The organism is Anoxybacillus eryuanensis (assembly GCF_051200995.1).
Lineage (GTDB): Bacteria > Bacillota > Bacilli > Bacillales > Anoxybacillaceae > Anoxybacillus > Anoxybacillus tengchongensis.
Genome location: NZ_JBPODS010000013.1, coordinates 14,909 through 31,413 on the forward strand (window position 1 = coordinate 14,909; position 16,505 = coordinate 31,413).

The window sequence follows — 16,505 nt, forward strand, 5'->3', positions numbered from 1 at the left end:
AAATAAAAAAACCTCCACAAATGTGAAGGTTTAAAACATTCGATATCCTTTTTTTCGTAACGTCTGAATGACAACACCTGAAACAATGGCACCAACAATACCGCTACTTAAAATCATTAAATCCGCACCCGCTAACGATCCAATGCGCTCTTTCACATGCGCAAAGGAAGCAGATGGATTTGTCACGTAGTCCATTACAGAAATTTGATCGATCCACAATAATAAAACAAATGGGCTTAATATCGCCATCGTCCACGTCGTTCGCAAAATCATATTTAATAAAAAGCCAATGCCGAAAAATAAAACGAAAAACAATAAAATAGAAATGAATAAAACTGGGATGCTCATCTCCATACGTTCTCACCTCCAATACACCATTTTAAGTGTACTGAAAGCGAAAACATGAGTCAATTATTGCTTTATCACCACTTCATCTTTTTCTATCCCCGTTCCCTCGCAATAGTGACACGTTTCCGAACCACCGACTGCAACATGAACATAACCGTTCCCCGAACAATATTGGCACATTGTTTTATTCATAACACTTTCCTCCTTTTCTTAATTTTCTGATAATTATACATAAAGATAAATGATTTGTAAAGAAAAAACGAGCGAAACATTCCTTCGCTCGTTTTATAGTAGTTTGAATTTACCTTTTTTCGCAACAAGTGTTGGACCACCAATTAAGTAAAGGGCACGATTGTCAATCACTTTTTTCATGACGCTTGCTTTTGCACCCCAAATTTTCTTACCGAATACGACACCAATCGCATCATCGTGACCAAGCGAACATACTGTTCCTTTTAAGTCTGGTTTAAACGGTTGTAGTTCACCTTGACCACGAATTAATACAGCTAAGTTTTTCGCACAAACTTCCCCTTGTTGCATCGCAATTTGGGCCGTTGGCGGGTATGGACGGTTCGTTTCTTCGTTAATCATTAACGCACAGTCCCCGACAACAAATACATCTTCATGTCCTGGGGCACGCAAGAACGGATCGACTTTGACACGACCGCGCATCGCTTCAAACCCCGATTCGTCAATGACACGACTTCCACGTACTCCGGCTGCCCATACAACCGTTCCAGCCTTAATTTCTTCAACTTGGTCATCTTTGCTAACGATAATGCCTTCAGGTGTACATTCTTTAATTGCTGTGCCGATTTTAAACTCAACACCTTTTTTCTCAAGCACATTTACCGCATATTCAACAAGCTCTGGATCAAAGCCAGGGAGAACGGTTGGAGCCGCTTCTACGCAAATGATGCGCACTTTATTCGGATCGACATCATACTCACGGCAAAGTTCTGGCACACGATTTACTAGTTCTCCTAAAAATTCAATGCCTGTAAATCCTGCACCACCAACTACAATCGTCAAACGCTCATCACGTTTTTCTTCTTCCGTGCTATATGTCGCAAACTGATACTCAATATGCTCGCGAATTTGGCGAGCAGCATTGACGTTGGCAATTGAAAAAGCATACTCTTTTAGTCCTTTAATGCCAAACGTTTCTGATTCAAATCCAAGCGCAACAACTAAATAATCATACGTTAATGGTTCATGATTTTGAAGCAGCACTTGTTTCTCTTCAAGGTTGATTTTTTCAACCGTATCTTGAATGAATTTTACTTTACTTTGGTCGATGACGTCAGCAATCGCATAGCGAACGCGTTCATGGTGCAACGTTCCTGCTGCTGCCTCATGCAACCATGTCGATTCATAATGATAATCATGTTTGTTGACGAGCGTAATGCTTGCTTCGTTGACGCCAATCATTTTTTGTAAACGCGTCACTGTCATTAATCCACCATAACCTGCACCTAGTACAACAACATTTGGCTTTTTCAAGCGAATCACTTCCACCTTTTCTTATTTTTTTTAGCATGTGCTTTTTGAACGATTTTTATCGTTTAGAAAGTTTGTGAATTTATTCACGAAATAGACCAAAAAAATACAACGTTTTGTAACAAAGTTGTCATTTCTACGTTAACATCTTATTCTTTTTTTCTCTCTTTTTCAAGAGGTATTTGTTCAATTTTTGGCCATAATTTTTGTCGAGTGTATGTCGAAATTTTCAAAACAACAAAAGCGCGCAACCAGTTTTTATGGTATGATAATACATGAAAATTTGCGTTTTAGGAGGAATGAACGTGAAAGAAGATCAAAAATTATACGATATTACCATTATCGGCGGTGGACCTGTCGGCTTGTTTACAGCGTTTTATGGTGGTATGCGTCAAGCGAGCGTCAAAATTATCGAAAGCCTTCCACAACTTGGCGGACAACTTTCCGCACTTTATCCTGAAAAATACATATATGACGTAGCAGGTTTCCCGAAAATTCGCGCACAACAATTGATTGACAACTTGAAAGAACAAATGAGCAAATTTAACCCGACCGTTTGCCTAGAACAGTCTGTTGAAAAATTAGAAAAACTAGAAGATGGTACATTCAAACTAACAACAAATAAAGAAATTCACTATTCAAAAGCGGTCATCATTACTGCTGGAAACGGTGCATTTCAACCTCGTCGGTTAGAGCTCGAAAGCGCAGCACAGTACGAAGGTAAAAACTTACATTACTTCGTTGATGATTTAAATAAATTCGCGGGTCAAAATGTGCTCGTATGCGGTGGTGGCGACTCTGCAGTTGACTGGGCACTTATGCTTGAACCGATTGCTAAAAAAGTGACGATCGTACATCGTCGCGATAAATTCCGCGCACATGAGCATAGTGTCGAAAATTTAATGAACTCAGCTGTTGATGTAAAAACGCCGTTCGTTCCTGTCGAATTGATCGGAGATGAAAACGGGATTAAACAAGTCGTTCTAGAAGAAGTAAAAACGAAAACACGCGAAACGATCGACGTTGACGCAGTCATTGTTAACTATGGCTTCATTTCTTCACTCGGTCCGATTAAAGAATGGGGACTTGAAATTGAGAAAAACTCCATTAAAGTAAATTCCAAAATGGAAACAAATATTCCAGGAGTATATGCTGCAGGCGATATTTGCACATACGAAGGAAAAGTGAAATTAATTGCTTGCGGATTTGGTGAAGCACCAACAGCAGTCAACAATGCGAAATCATACATCGATCCAAACGCAAAAGTGCAACCACTTCATTCTACATCAATGTTTGAGTAAGAAAAAGGCCTCCATACAGGGGGCCTTTTAACATTCTTCTGGTGTTCCAGCATGAGTCGCTGTACGGAACGATGAACCGCAGCCACATGAAGCAATAGCGTTCGGATTATGAATCGTAAATCCCCCACCCATCGCTCCTTGTTCATAATCAATCGTCGTTCCTTTTAGTACAAGCGCGCTCTCTTTATCGACTAATATACGTAAACCATCCTTTTCAAACTCATGATCATCTTCACGCTTATGATGGTCGAATCCCATCGCATAAGATAATCCGCTACATCCTCCACCATAGACGCCAACACGGAAATAAGCGTTTTCTTCCCCGCTTTCTTTCATCATCTGCTTCACTTGCTCCACTGCTTTTTCTGTTAACAACACGATTTGTTCCATTCGAATCCTCTCCTTTTTAATAATAGTATACACCTGTACAAATCGTTTCTGCAGCACCGCGCATCAACACATCTCCATTTTCCTTCCATGTAATATATAAATCGCCACCAGCTAAATGCACAACTGTTTCTTCGTTTCGCTTCGTTTTTCCGTTTAACACAGAGGCCACAACCGCTGCACACGCCCCTGTTCCGCACGCTTGTGTCACACCCGATCCTCGCTCCCATACACGAAAATGAAGTTCACGCTCATTGACCACTTCCACAAACTCGACATTAACCCCTTCTGGAAAACGCTCATCTTTTTCCACGATTGGCCCGAGCGTTGTAACTGGTGCTTTCTCGATATGATCAACATAAAACACAGCATGAGGATTTCCCATTGATACACCTGTCACATAATACGTATATCCTTCAAATTCGATTGGTTCGCTAACAACAACGTCATCCTCTTTTCCTATCATCGGTATTTCGGCGCGAGATAAACGAGGCTTTCCCATGTTTACCTCTACACTATTGACCTTCCCATCTTCAACAAAAACACGAGCTTCGACAAGACCGGATAACGTTTCAATTATAAACTGTTCTTCTTGAACGATTCCGTGTTCATATGCATATTTCGCTACACACCTCAACCCGTTACCACAGTTTTTTCCTTCTGATCCATCGCTATTAAAAATACGCATTTTCACTGGAGCCACATCGGACGGACAAATTAAAATAAGCCCATCTGAACCAACCCCCGTATGCACATTTGATACACGTTTTGCAATATGTGATAGTTCCTCCTCTGCTATATATTCCGTAAACATATTGACATAAATATAACTATTCCCTAGACCGTGCATTTTCGTAAATGAAAAACTTCTCATATTTTCCCTCCGCATTCATGTTTAATAACACTATACATCGTTGAAATAAACGTGACAACTTTTTTACAAATACATAAAAAGTCACAGGCAACATAACAAACATATAGTATAATGTTACTATCAACCATATAAGGCAGGGAACATCATGGACATTTTGTATGATCGTACCGTCACGTGTCTTGTTTGCAAACAAACATATACAACGAAAAAAGTTCGTTCACGTTTCATCCGTCCGATTCAACATGACACTGACTTTTGTTCATATTATGCAAGCGAGGAAGCAAATCCTCTTTTGTATTACGTTCATGTTTGTCCACACTGTGGATTTGCGGCAACAGAGGAGTTTTCGACATATTTCCCACCACAAACATTGGAAGCAATCCAACAAAATATTTGCGCCAATTGGCGTGGGAAAAACTACGGTGGAGCTCGAACATTTGCTGAGGCGATTGATACATACAAACTCGGTATTTATTCAGCCACATTGAAAAAAGAAAAACATATTGCACTCGCTGGACTTTATATGCGCCTCGCATGGTTGTATCGTTCAAAACAACAACATGAAGAAGAACAACGATTTATGCGATTAGCGCTCGAGCAATACAGCGCTTCTTATGAAGCAGACGATTTTGTTCACACGCATATGTCCGAAGTACGCTTATTGTACTTAATCGGAGAGTTATATCGTAGACTAGGAAAAGAAAAACAAGCAATTATTTACTTTTCACGCGTAATCGCTCGAAAAAAAGAGACGATTGAACAAGGGATCGTCAACATGGCTTACGACCGTTGGCAAGAAATTCGCGAAGAAAAAAAGGGGGCACAGTAGCCCCCTAAAACATTGGATTTTCCTCAATGTATGCATACACTCGTTCCACAAGTTGTTCCACATCTTCTGCTGTAACAATATCCCCATTTACCATCGCAAACAACGTATTGGCGCATTTCCCACAGTACCCTAAACACCCATATTCAATAATATCTAAATTCGGATCTTTCTCCAATTGCTCTAGTGCACGTTGAGATCCGTTTGCTAAATTGCTTATACAAAATTCAACGATTGGTTTTAACAATGTATTCACCTCAATCCTAATATTATAACACTTTTAATAAAAATGATGTAATATTGACATGTAAAAATCAGCTTAATTATTCATGCTTCTCGAAAAAATGTTGTTATTTTGTCACAATTTCGTTATACTTTTAATGGTCGAATTTTATCAAAAGGGGAAAGCTTCCATGAGAAACCTCGTGCTACTTGGTGGCGGATACGGAAATATGCGCATCTTGCTCCGCATCCTTCCAAATTTACCAGAACATATTCATATTACATTAATTGATCGCGTTCCATACCATTGCTTAAAAACAGAATATTACGCTTTAGCTGCTGGAACAATTAGCGATCAACATATTCGCGTCCCGTTCCCAGAACACCCTCGCCTATCTTACGTGTTCGGTGAGGTCAAAAAAATTGATTTACATCATGAAGTTGTGCATCTTCAAGATGGGACATGTATTCCATACGATGACTTAGTCATCGGTTTAGGCTGCGAGGATAAATATCACGGTGTGCCGGGTGCAGACATTTTTACTTATAGCATTCAAACAATCGATAAAGCAAGAGAAACGTATCAAAAACTAAGCAACCTCCCACCGCATAGCATCGTTGGTGTCGTTGGAGCTGGATTAAGCGGTGTAGAACTGGCAAGTGAATTAGTTGAAAGCCGTCCAGACTTACACGTAAAACTATTTGATCGAGGCACACGTATTTTATCCATGTTTCCTGAACGACTAAGTCATTATGTAGAACAATGGTTTCATTCACATGGTGTTGAACTCATTCGTCAATCAAACATTACAAAAGTCGAAGAACATACGCTGTATAACCACGATGAAGCAATCCACTGTGATGCGATTGTGTGGACTGCTGGTATTCAACCGAATCGTGTCGTTCGCGAGCTGAATGTTGAAAAAGACAACCAAGGTCGCGTCGTGTTAACACCGCGACATCATATTCCGAATATAGAAAATGTATACGTTGTTGGGGATTGCGCGAGCTTACCGCATGCCCCGAGCGCTCAACTCGCTGAAGGTCAAGCAGAACAAATCGCTCAAGTATTGCAAAAACGGTGGAAAGGCGAAGAACCACCGAGTGAATTTCCACCAATTAAATTAAAGGGTGTTTTAGGGTCATTAGGTAAAAAACATGGATTCGGTCTTGTTGCTGATCGTCCACTAACCGGGCGTGTCCCACGCCTTCTTAAATCAGGCGTTTTATGGATGTACAAGTACCATAATGGATATTAATTCGACGCACCGTTTAAGTCAAATCCATAAGGGCGAGTTACTTCGCCCTTTTTTCAATCGCTTCATAAATATTTTTCAGTCTCGGGTTTCCTTCGTCAACGATCTCACCATTGATGACAACAACAGGGTAAAACAAGTCCTCATCAATGACCTTTTGCGCAAATTGACGTTTTTCTTTATCTTCGGGTGGCGAAAAAATATCGACATACACGAACTGAAATGAATCATCTGGATATTTGCGTGAAATAGCCGCTTGAAGCCATTCATACGTATCTTTTGATGATGGTGCACCGACACAAGAAGGACAAATGATATCCGCCCCATACACACATATTTCGATCATATTCATTCTCTCCTCTGGAAAAAAGTTAAGTAACGTGAATAGATTTTTTTTATCATGATGATTATAATAAAATTAATGAAAGGAGTCGATGAAAATGGCAGATCAAGATATTAAACAACAAGTACAAGAAGTATTAGATAAACTTCGTCCATTTTTACTTCGGGATGGCGGAGATTGTGAGTTAGTCGATGTGGAAGATGGCGTTGTTAAACTTCGCCTTCTCGGTGCATGCGGAAGCTGCCCAAGCTCAACGATTACACTAAAAGCCGGCATTGAGCGCGCATTGCTTGAAGAAGTTCCTGGCGTCGTTGAAGTTGAACAAGTGTTTTAATAAGAAAAGGGTGTCCCAAAAATGCTTGGGCACCCTTTTTATTTTTCTAACGCCATCCGATATACACAGCTACCTGTCGTCTCTACGGATAGTATGCGAACATCGCAATGCGGAAAAGCTACTTGTAACGAAGCATATACTTCTTTTCCTCTCCCTCGTTCTGCAAAACAGAGCACCGTCGGACCAGCGCCACTTAACGCAACACCAAACGCTCCATTCCGCTTCGCTACTGTGCGCACATGTTGCAATTCAGGCACGAGACTTTCCCGATACGGTTGATGAAATACATCTGCATCCATCATTTCACCAACAAGCGACCAGTTGTGCGTTAACAATGCAGCGACGAGCACGTTACTAATGGCGCTTGCCTCTACTGCCTGTTCACGCATAAATACACTCGGAAGAACGGTGCGAGATTTTTTCGTTTCCAATTCATATGTTGGAATGACAGCAATTAAATCAAGGGGTATGTGCGGAATATGCACGACATGTGTACGTTCTTCTAAATGGCTACCAATAACTAATCCCCCGTACAAAGAGGCACCAACATTATCAGGATGACCTTCATACATGCTAGCTACCCGCATTTTTTCCTCTTTCGACAAACCGAGACGTCCAAGCTCATTTGCTAGTTCAATAGCCGCTACAATCGCTGCAGCACTGCTGCCAAGCCCGCGAGTAAACGGAATATTACTTGAGACAAATACGTGACAAGGCGGCAACGTCACACCATACTCGCTCGCTAATTTGCTTGCTACTTGATAAATTAAATTGTTTTCCCCTGTTGGAATGCTTTTTACTTCATTTGTTTTCGGTATAAATTCCCACGATTCTGCACGCACGACTTCCAACGTTAAATGTAGCGATACAGCTAATCCGATCGAGTCAAAGCCAGGACCGAGATTGGCTGTGCTTCCTGGCACGACAATTTTTAACATCTCCCCATCATTCATTGAAGAACAGCTCCTTGAATATGTGCAAACACCGCTTCTTCATCATTCGGCAAAACGATCGGCTGTATATTCGTTGCTTCCATCGCGACATTCGGATCTTTCAATCCATTTCCTGTAAGAACAGCAACAACACGGCTTCCTTTTGCAATTTCCCCACTTTCTACTTGTTTCATCACACCGGCGACAGATGCGCACGAAGCAGGCTCTGCAAAAATTCCTTCTTCGCGTGCAAGTAAGCGATATGCATTTAAAATTTGTTCGTCTGTTACTTCATCAATTTTTCCGCCCGATTCGTTGGCGGCTTGAACAGCATATTCCCAACTCGCTGGGTTACCAATTCGAATTGCTGTCGCAATCGTCTCAGGATTTTCAATCACTTCATTGCGTACAATCGCTGCTGCTCCTTCCGCTTCAAACCCGCGCATTTCTGGTAGCTTCGTCCCATGCTTTTCATGAAATTGCTTAAACCCTTTCCAATATGCTGTTATATTCCCTGCGTTTCCTACTGGAATCGCAAGAATATCAGGCGCTTGCCCTAGTTGTTCACAAATTTCAAACGCTGCTGTTTTTTGCCCTTCAATCCGATACGGATTGACCGAGTTGACAAGCGTGACAGGGGCAATCTCACTCAAACGACGCACCATTTTTAACGCGTGATCGAAGTTTCCTTGAATCGCAACAATTTCTGCCCCATACATGACCGCTTGCGCCAACTTCCCGAGCGCAATTTTCCCATCAGGAATAACGATAATACAACGCATATTTGCCCGAGCAGCATATGCCGCTGCTGCTGCAGACGTGTTACCTGTTGAAGCACAAATAATCGTATCGCTTCCTTCTTCCTTTGCCTTAGCTACAGCCATCACCATTCCGCGATCTTTAAACGATCCTGTCGGGTTAGTTCCTTCTGTTTTGACGTATAACTCGACACCAAGCTTTTCGGACAAATGAATAAGCGGAATGAGAGGCGTATTTCCTTCATTTAACGATAACATCGGCGTTTGATCTGTCACTGGTAAATAGTCACGATAATGATGCAGCAACCCTCTCCACATTACAATGCACCTTCCCCTTCTACCCGATACGAACTTTTCACTTCTTCAACAACTTCTAAATCACGCAACTGCTGCAATACATCACGATAATCTTTTAAAGAGGCTTGATGTGTAACGAGCACAATTTCAGCTAAGTCTTTTTGTTTTAAAGGAAGTTGTAAAATTTTTTCAAAACTCACTCCCCGTTCTGAAAAGAGCGATGTAATTTTCGCAAACGCCCCCACTTGATCTTTCACATGGATGCGTAAGAAATATTTAGAGTATATTTCGCTATCGTCTTTTAAACACTTGTCATATTGCGGAGTAACCGCACTTCTTCCGTTCACACCGAGGCGCATATTTTTCATAACAGCAACTAAATCGGACACAACAGACGTTGCTGTCGGCAAGCTTCCTGCCCCCGGACCGTAAAACATCGTCTCTCCGACTGCTTCACCGTAAACGTAAACCGCATTATATTCATCGTTCACAGACGCAAGTGGATGCGTTTCAGGTAGCAATGTTGGTTGTACGCTTACTTCTACTTTGTCACCATCTCGATGAGCAATACCAATTAATTTCATCGTATAACCGAGTCGTTTACTGTAGTTTAAGTCTTCCTCTGTAATCCCTGTAATTCCTTTCACATACACATCTTGTAAATCGATATGCATCGAAAAGCCGAGCCGAGCTAAAATTGCCATTTTCCGCGCCGCATCTAATCCTTCCACATCTGATGACGGATCCGATTCAGCATATCCAAGCGCTTGCGCCTCCGCCAATACTTCTTCATATGGTCGATTAAATTTGCTCATTTTTGTTAAAATGTAATTCGTCGTTCCGTTCACAATCCCCATCATTTTCGTAATTCGATCGGAAGCTAATCCGTCCACGAGGCTGCGCAAAATCGGAATACCTCCAGCTACGCTTGCCTCATAAAACAAATCGCAACCGTGTTCAGATGCAACCGAAAGCAACTCTGTTCCATATAAAGCCATTAAATCTTTATTCGCTGTAACGACATGCTTTCCATTTTTTAATGCTTGTAATATATGTTGTCGCGTTTCTTCAATGCCCCCCATCACTTCAATAACAACATCAATGTCCGGGTCATTAATCACTTCTTCTACATGTGTTGTTAATACCGCCCTTGGCAAAATGACATCTCGTTTTTTGCTAAGATCACGAACTGCAACCTTTTTTATTTCAACAGGACAGCCAATTTGATGCATCAATTTATCTTGATGGTTTTTAATAATTTTAACTACCCCACTGCCAACCGTTCCTAATCCTAACAATCCAACTGATACGCTTTTTACCATCTTCCCCACCTCTGTTTTTCTGTAATGAACATTTGTTTTTGTATAGTAGACATTATAGAGGATCTCTATTTCTTTTACAATCCTTATTTTCATTATCGTACCACATGAAAACGTTTTATGTTTAAAAATTTTCTAAAAAAAACAAAAAAGAGCCTATTGGCTCTGTATGGCTGTATAAGGTTTCCTCCCTTCTAAGACAGCGATGACGTTTCGACAACATAGCTGCATCATCGCGTATCTCGTTTCTTTCGTTGCGCTTCCGATGTGCGGTAACGCAACAACGTTTGGCAATTGTAAGAGCGGATGATCCGAACGAATCGGCTCTTGTGCAAATACATCCAATCCCGCACCAGCAATACGCTCATGTATAAGCGCCTCATATAACGCTTCTTCGTCAACAACCGCTCCACGTCCGACATTAATAAAGATTGCTGATGATTTCATTTTCATAAATGCCCTACTGTTAAACAATTGATACGTTTCGTTCGTTAACGGAGCTAAACAGACGACAAAGTCTGCTTGTTCTAGCAATTCATCAAACGAACAATACGTCGCATCGAGCGCTCGTTCCGCTTCTATATTTCGCGAACGATTATAGTATAAGACGCGCATATGAAACCCTTTTGCTCGCTGCGCAACCGCTTGACCAATTTTACCCATTCCGACAATCCCAATTGTTTTATGGTGAACATCTGTCCCTGCAAGTAAAAGCGGACTCCAACTTTTCCATTTTCCTTCTTTTATAAACTCAGCTGCTTCAATTAATCTTCTTGCCGTTGTTAACAGGAGAGCAAATGTTAAATCCGCCGTTGTTTCTGTCAATACATCTGGGGTGTTACAAACAATAATCCCTCGTTTTGTCGCTGTTTCTACATCAATATTGTCGTAACCGACAGCTACATTCGCAATAACACGAAGCTTTACACTTTGTTTCAATAACTCCTCATCAATGCGATCAGATAGCATCGTGATCAACGCTTCCGCTTGATTTGCTTCTTTGAACAACACATCGCGCGGTACGGCAAGATGCTCATGCGGCCACATGTTTACATCATATTTGTCGTATAACGGAGCAACAATATCGTCTGGTAGTTTTCTTGTAATAAATACATATGGTCTCCCCATATTTTTGACCCCTTTCGCACATCGTCCTCCGCTTCATTGTAACATATTTATAACCAATCAAGACGAGGAATGGAAACAGTAGTCATGTCATGAAAATGACGAAGCTTTTGTTCATATATATCGATCTCTTCAAACACTTTGCGTAATTGCTGCTCATATCCTTGTCTTATGTCTCCTTCAGCTCCATAATATTTTTCAATCGCTTGAAAATAATGAAGCGGAAAGAGCAAACGAGCATAAATCATTCGCCAAAAAAACTGGCTAAGCGGTTGCACCTGTTCGTACGTTCGTAAAAAAAGGACAATCGTTTCGTCTGATTGTTTCATAAGCCATTGCTTTCGTATCCATTCGGAAACATCGCGACTTGCATGATCAAACACCCAATCCGTCGGTATTTTCCCCATTGCCCATGTTTCAGGAGCAAATTGCTCATGACAAATCGTCGGTAGATCACTACGCAACGGAACTTCATCTAACTGCGTATCCATAACATACTGAATCGCATTTTCAACCAATCCGACATAATACGGAAACGTTTCAATAAACTGTTCGTCTATTTTACTCTTTTCATAAGATCTCACTTGCAATTGCCAAAATTGTTCTAATTGATCAATCCGTTGCCCCCATAGCTCTCCCCATTGCCCAAATCGACTACGCGATGAAACTGCATACGGATATGTGCGTCCACGCTGGTGAAATAATGCGAGCTGGTGTGCAATATCACCCGTTTGCATCCGATTTTCAATTTTCCATACACTCACTTGTTTCCCTTGCAGCACACCAGCAAACCGCCCCGTTTTCGTTGGTAGCAACGTGGCGATCGTGTCGTCACCTTGTGCCCGCATATACATCGCCATGTAATATAATTGTTGCATATCGCTTTCTTTTTCATTTGTTGGCACCGCAATATATATGTCATTTCCACTTCGAACAAGAAAACGATCATTTTTTGTTTCCATATGATCGATACGAAAATAATAATCCATGCACATCCCTCCTTCTTTCATGTATATGTTTAAAAAATACGTATAAACTTCATATGAGAGAAGAAATCAACGCACGTTTCATAAAAATCGCACATACATTGTAAAAAATAAAAAATGAAATAGGTGAAGTTGGAATGGAGGAAAAAAAGATAGGAAAAATGGAGAAAATCGCACGACAATGGCTTGCGGATCGCGGGGTAACAATCGAACATATTGCTGAACTCGTTTATTATTTACAATCGAAATATCATCCGAACTTACAAATGGACGAGTGTATTTATAACGTGAATCGAGTTATTGCGAAACGCGAAGTGCAAAATGCATTATTTACAGGCATCCAGCTCGATATGTTGGCAGAGAAAGGGTTACTACAGGAGCCGCTTCAATCATTTATCGCAAAAGATGAAGGATTATATGGAGTAGATGAAATTTTAGCGCTTTCGATCGTCAATGTGTATGGTTCCATTGGTTTTACGAATTACGGTTATATTGACAAACAAAAACCAGGTATTTTAAAACAATTAAATGATAAATCTTCTGGTTACTGTCATACATTTTTAGATGATATCGTTGGGGCGATTGCCGCTGCCGCTTCAAGCCGTTTAGCACATCGGGCGGCTCACGTTGAATAAATATAAAAGGTGCCTGCACTAGGCACCTTTTATATGCGATCCGTCCATTCTTTTAATGAATCAACGACATACGTTGGTCGTTGCTCATACGTTTGTAACATTTCTCTCGTCGTCACGCCTGTATGAACGAGAAGCGTATCAATCCCGGCATTCATTCCCGCCATAATATCCGTATCGTAGTTATCCCCGATCATTAAAGTCTCTTCTTTCGGCACACCAAGCACTTCAAGCGCTTGTTCCATAATAATTTTTTCTGGTTTCCCAATAAAAATAGGTTTTGTTTGCGTCGACACAGCAACAACCGATGTAAGCGAACCGTTTCCAGGTAAAAGTCCGCGCTCCGTCGGAATCGCAATATCTCCATTTGTCGAAATAAACAGCGCTCCGTTGCGAACAGCTAAACAGGCAATGGCCAATTTTTCATAGTTAATGCTACGATCAATGCCCATCACAACAACCTCGGCATCTTCATTCGCAAATGTAAACCCTTTTTCTTCAAGCGCTCGGCGAATACCATCTTCTCCGATGACATAAACTGAGGCATTTGGCTTTTTCTCATAAATATAATTTGCTGTTGCTTGGCTTGTCGTAAATACTTGATCCTTCGTAGCAGGGATGCCAAATTTCCGTAGCTTTTCAGCCACTTGTTCTGGCGTGCGTGAAGAATTATTAGTGACGAACAAATACGGAATGCCTTTTTCATAAAGACGATGCACGAAAGCGCATGCCTCTTCAATGCGTTCTGTCCCACGATACATCGTACCATCTAAATCAATTAAATATCCTTTATACGTTTTCACCTTTGCCACTCCTTTTGACAACTTGCACGTTCACACTTTAACGCAAAACAACTGCACTTGTCAAAAAGAGCGCAACGAATGTCAACGATTGTTCATTTTTTTCGCTTAATATGGTAACGACACGCATCATCCCCATCAGCTAAACACGTCTTCGGCACAATTTCTGCCTCGTGAATGAGCGTTTCAAACAAATTTCGTTCGCACTCACAAGCAATCGGATACGCTTGTGCGACTTCTGCGATCGGACAGTTATGTTCCACTAATTCAAATGAACCATCGTCGTATTGTAACAACTCCGACATATATCCATGCTCATTTTGTACCGCTACAAGTTCTTTTATTTTCTCATCAAACGATTTATCGCCAAATTGTTGCTCATATAGCTTTCTCATTCGCTCTTGTCGATTTTGAAACAACTCTGCTACGATTTGTTTTCCGCCCATTTGTTCTAAATCAGCTAAAAAATCAAGCATTGTTTGTTGATAATGGCGCGGAAACCGCTGATGTCCTTTCACGCTTAATTGATACACGTTTGTCGGTCTCCCCATCGGTTGACGAACAAGCGTCGATTCAATGAGTTCTTCACGTTCTAACGCACTTAAGTGACGGCGCACAGCCATTTCTGTAATTTGTAATTGTTCCGCCATTTCACCGACAGTTAACCGCTTTTGTACTTTTAACATTTTCAAAATTTGCTCTTTCGTAGAAGAGGTTTTTTTTCGCATCACTTTTCACCCTCTTCCATTTTATACGATTTTCCCTATACACACAATTTTTAAACATTTTCATTTAAAAAGGCGGACACGGGCCCGAGTTCATTGTGTAAATACGTGCGAATAGCAAGTGGAAATGACTCGAGTACTTGTTTATGTTTCTGCAGTACTTCAAACAATTCGTCATGCGGCACCGCGATGTATTGTTGAACGAGCTTTTTACGAAAATGAATGACTCGTTTTAATGCTTCTCCATCTTCAACTGACAAGACACGTTCATCAACTAAAATGTCAATAATGTCCTCATAACTTCCCGGGTCGCGCATAATAAAACCGTCAATCATTGCGTTGCCAACGTCAATGATCGATTCAATAATAACATGCCCTATACGTTCAAGCGCCAATTTCTCGACCGGTGTATGAAACGATGGTTGTATATAAGAAACGACGTTCTCCATATATTGCAATGTCTTCTCAATTTTTTGACGATCAACAAAATACATCATTCCTCTTCCTTTCTGCTTTTTATTTTATTGTAGCATAGCGCTTTCTTTTACACAGCTAACAGAAATTTGTTAAGATGAAAAAGCAACTACATATGTTATGGAGGGATTGAACATGGAACGTTTTTTCTTATACGATGATACAGTCGACACAAAAACACGTTTTGTCAGCTTCGTTAGTAAAAATGAGCGATTTGATTTAGCGATCGTCCAAACAGATCGTTTTTATGGAAAAGTGCTTGTGCTTGATTTACAAAGTAATCGATATGCAATTATCGGCTCAGATGACTTACAAGAATCTGGATATATTGAGCACGTATACAACTTAAACGAAGAAGATGCAAATGAGTTGCGAAGCTTTTTACATGAAATCGTCAGTTAAGTGGCACGCTATGTAAAAAACGAAAGGAAGCGTTCATATGACCGATGAAACATATCATGATTTTTCAACGGTAGAAGCAAGGAAAAACTTTCTTGTGCCAGAGACATTGCCAGAAGGACCATACGGTGCCCCAAGAGGGAAAGATAAACCGGTACAAAACAAAAGTACGCCATGGCAGAAAGGACAACGATATTACAGCGCATTTAATTATGAATACAAATCACTACATCAAGACATTCCGCGTCAAGATCCAGGTGCACATCCCGTTCATGATGATCCAGATGAGAACGGACAACAACCGTATTCATGAAAAATAGGTCAGTTGTCCTGACCTATTTTTTTACTTTTCGCAACACAAAATATGCACAACCAAAATTGCAATATTCAAATAAATATTCGGATAACGTACTTATTTTCGTATCATACGTCGCTTTTTGGTTATGATCATCAAAAAACCCGCGCAAACGAAGTTGGTTATATCCCCAATCCCCAACAATGTAGTCATATTTATTTAAAATGTCTGTATAGCGAGCGCGGAACGCTTCTTCATTAAACCCGTTCCGCACATTTTCTACCAGCTCATAACATGTATTATGAATGCAAATCATCGTTCTCACCTCTTCTTTCCATTTCTATCATAAAACATGTCTTTCTCCCAAGCAAT

Annotated in this window: 23 protein-coding genes; 7 read left to right on the plus strand and 16 right to left on the minus strand. The window is 40.7% G+C overall.

Features of this window, described 5'->3' with window-relative positions; translation table 11 throughout:
- Nucleotides 1-30: 30 nt before the first annotated feature.
- The 3 genes from HNQ84_RS11670 to HNQ84_RS11680 form a co-directional block, all read right to left on the minus strand.
- Entirely contained in the window at nt 31-354 is a 324-nt protein-coding gene (locus tag HNQ84_RS11670) for a YuiB family protein (RefSeq protein ID WP_032101102.1), read from the minus strand.
- A 57-nt stretch (nt 355-411) separates the two neighbouring features.
- Nucleotides 412-540, minus strand: a complete 129-nt coding sequence (locus tag HNQ84_RS11675) for a YuiA family protein (RefSeq protein WP_167338106.1) — start codon at nt 538-540, stop codon at nt 412-414.
- A 93-nt stretch (nt 541-633) separates the two neighbouring features.
- Nucleotides 634-1,860 carry an NAD(P)/FAD-dependent oxidoreductase gene (locus tag HNQ84_RS11680; protein WP_435622223.1) on the minus strand — a complete coding sequence of 409 codons (1,227 nt, stop codon included), beginning with the start codon at nt 1,858-1,860 and terminating at the stop codon, nt 634-636.
- Between the two features lie 293 nt (nt 1,861-2,153).
- Between HNQ84_RS11680 and HNQ84_RS11685 the strand changes: the two genes are divergently transcribed.
- The gene (locus HNQ84_RS11685; RefSeq protein WP_435622224.1) at nt 2,154-3,149 is read left to right on the plus strand and encodes an NAD(P)/FAD-dependent oxidoreductase; all 996 of its coding nucleotides are present in this window, start codon (nt 2,154-2,156) and stop codon (nt 3,147-3,149) included.
- Between the two features lie 27 nt (nt 3,150-3,176).
- Here HNQ84_RS11685 and HNQ84_RS11690 read toward each other — a convergent pair whose 3' ends face one another.
- Nucleotides 3,177-3,539 carry a HesB/IscA family protein gene (locus HNQ84_RS11690; protein WP_032101105.1) on the minus strand — a complete coding sequence of 121 codons (363 nt, stop codon included), beginning with the start codon at nt 3,537-3,539 and terminating at the stop codon, nt 3,177-3,179.
- Nucleotides 3,540-3,555: 16 nt separating this feature from the next.
- Complete coding sequence (gene dapF, locus HNQ84_RS11695; RefSeq protein ID WP_435622225.1) at nt 3,556-4,410, minus strand: diaminopimelate epimerase; 855 nt, start codon at nt 4,408-4,410, stop codon at nt 3,556-3,558.
- Nucleotides 4,411-4,555: 145 nt separating this feature from the next.
- Between dapF and HNQ84_RS11700 the strand changes: the two genes are divergently transcribed.
- A complete protein-coding gene (locus tag HNQ84_RS11700; protein WP_183249849.1) occupies nt 4,556-5,239 on the plus strand; it encodes a DUF2225 domain-containing protein in 684 nt (227 codons plus the stop codon).
- A gap of 4 nt (nt 5,240-5,243) precedes the next feature.
- Here the strand turns inward: HNQ84_RS11700 and HNQ84_RS11705 are convergent, their stop codons facing one another.
- Nucleotides 5,244-5,483 (minus strand): YuzB family protein, encoded by a 240-nt coding sequence (locus tag HNQ84_RS11705; RefSeq protein ID WP_183249847.1) that lies wholly within the window; start codon nt 5,481-5,483, stop codon nt 5,244-5,246.
- A gap of 166 nt (nt 5,484-5,649) precedes the next feature.
- On the opposite strand from HNQ84_RS11705, the gene HNQ84_RS11710 reads away from it, so the two are divergent.
- Nucleotides 5,650-6,717: an NAD(P)/FAD-dependent oxidoreductase gene (locus tag HNQ84_RS11710; RefSeq protein WP_183243954.1), complete on the plus strand. Its 1,068-nt coding sequence runs from the start codon at nt 5,650-5,652 to the stop codon at nt 6,715-6,717.
- A gap of 37 nt (nt 6,718-6,754) precedes the next feature.
- Here HNQ84_RS11710 and HNQ84_RS11715 read toward each other — a convergent pair whose 3' ends face one another.
- On the minus strand, nt 6,755-7,060 hold the full coding sequence (locus tag HNQ84_RS11715; RefSeq protein WP_183249845.1) for a YuzD family protein: 306 nt from the start codon (nt 7,058-7,060) through the stop codon (nt 6,755-6,757).
- Between the two features lie 94 nt (nt 7,061-7,154).
- On the opposite strand from HNQ84_RS11715, the gene HNQ84_RS11720 reads away from it, so the two are divergent.
- Nucleotides 7,155-7,391 carry a NifU family protein gene (locus HNQ84_RS11720; RefSeq protein WP_003398276.1) on the plus strand — a complete coding sequence of 79 codons (237 nt, stop codon included), beginning with the start codon at nt 7,155-7,157 and terminating at the stop codon, nt 7,389-7,391.
- A gap of 38 nt (nt 7,392-7,429) precedes the next feature.
- Here the strand turns inward: HNQ84_RS11720 and thrB are convergent, their stop codons facing one another.
- The 5 genes from thrB to yutH all read right to left on the minus strand — a co-directional run bounded on the left by thrB (nt 7,430) and on the right by yutH (nt 12,811).
- Nucleotides 7,430-8,344 (minus strand): homoserine kinase, encoded by a 915-nt coding sequence (thrB, locus tag HNQ84_RS11725; protein ID WP_183249844.1) that lies wholly within the window; start codon nt 8,342-8,344, stop codon nt 7,430-7,432.
- The gene (thrC, locus tag HNQ84_RS11730) at nt 8,341-9,399 is read right to left on the minus strand and encodes a threonine synthase (protein WP_183249842.1); all 1,059 of its coding nucleotides are present in this window, start codon (nt 9,397-9,399) and stop codon (nt 8,341-8,343) included. Before thrC ends, thrB begins: the two co-directional genes overlap by 4 nt.
- Nucleotides 9,399-10,700 (minus strand): homoserine dehydrogenase, encoded by a 1,302-nt coding sequence (locus HNQ84_RS11735; RefSeq protein WP_183249840.1) that lies wholly within the window; start codon nt 10,698-10,700, stop codon nt 9,399-9,401. The genes thrC and HNQ84_RS11735 overlap by 1 nt, the downstream gene beginning before the upstream one ends.
- Before the next feature lie 153 nt (nt 10,701-10,853).
- Complete coding sequence (locus HNQ84_RS11740) at nt 10,854-11,825, minus strand: 2-hydroxyacid dehydrogenase (protein WP_183249838.1); 972 nt, start codon at nt 11,823-11,825, stop codon at nt 10,854-10,856.
- A gap of 47 nt (nt 11,826-11,872) precedes the next feature.
- On the minus strand, nt 11,873-12,811 hold the full coding sequence (gene yutH / locus HNQ84_RS11745; RefSeq protein ID WP_435622226.1) for a spore coat putative kinase YutH: 939 nt from the start codon (nt 12,809-12,811) through the stop codon (nt 11,873-11,875).
- 134 nt (nt 12,812-12,945) lie between these two features.
- Between yutH and HNQ84_RS11750 the strand changes: the two genes are divergently transcribed.
- Nucleotides 12,946-13,443: a phosphatidylglycerophosphatase A family protein gene (locus HNQ84_RS11750; RefSeq protein ID WP_183249834.1), complete on the plus strand. Its 498-nt coding sequence runs from the start codon at nt 12,946-12,948 to the stop codon at nt 13,441-13,443.
- 29 nt (nt 13,444-13,472) lie between these two features.
- On the opposite strand, the gene HNQ84_RS11755 is transcribed toward HNQ84_RS11750, so the two are convergent.
- The 3 genes from HNQ84_RS11755 to HNQ84_RS11765 form a co-directional block, all read right to left on the minus strand.
- On the minus strand, nt 13,473-14,243 hold the full coding sequence (locus HNQ84_RS11755; RefSeq protein WP_183249832.1) for a TIGR01457 family HAD-type hydrolase: 771 nt from the start codon (nt 14,241-14,243) through the stop codon (nt 13,473-13,475).
- Nucleotides 14,244-14,335: 92 nt separating this feature from the next.
- Nucleotides 14,336-14,968, minus strand: coding sequence for a helix-turn-helix transcriptional regulator (locus HNQ84_RS11760; RefSeq protein ID WP_032101118.1), 633 nt, complete (start codon nt 14,966-14,968; stop codon nt 14,336-14,338).
- Between the two features lie 50 nt (nt 14,969-15,018).
- The gene (locus HNQ84_RS11765; RefSeq protein ID WP_032101119.1) at nt 15,019-15,459 is read right to left on the minus strand and encodes a DUF86 domain-containing protein; all 441 of its coding nucleotides are present in this window, start codon (nt 15,457-15,459) and stop codon (nt 15,019-15,021) included.
- 115 nt (nt 15,460-15,574) lie between these two features.
- Here HNQ84_RS11765 and HNQ84_RS11770 point away from each other — a divergent pair, with 115 nt between their 5' ends.
- Both HNQ84_RS11770 and HNQ84_RS11775 read left to right on the plus strand, forming a co-directional pair.
- A complete protein-coding gene (locus HNQ84_RS11770) occupies nt 15,575-15,841 on the plus strand; it encodes a DUF3055 domain-containing protein (protein ID WP_435622227.1) in 267 nt (88 codons plus the stop codon).
- 37 nt (nt 15,842-15,878) lie between these two features.
- A complete protein-coding gene (locus HNQ84_RS11775) occupies nt 15,879-16,151 on the plus strand; it encodes a cytosolic protein (RefSeq protein ID WP_435622228.1) in 273 nt (90 codons plus the stop codon).
- 22 nt (nt 16,152-16,173) lie between these two features.
- On the opposite strand, the gene HNQ84_RS11780 is transcribed toward HNQ84_RS11775, so the two are convergent.
- Entirely contained in the window at nt 16,174-16,449 is a 276-nt protein-coding gene (locus tag HNQ84_RS11780; protein WP_003398297.1) for a YutD family protein, read from the minus strand.
- Nucleotides 16,450-16,505 lie beyond the last annotated feature (56 nt).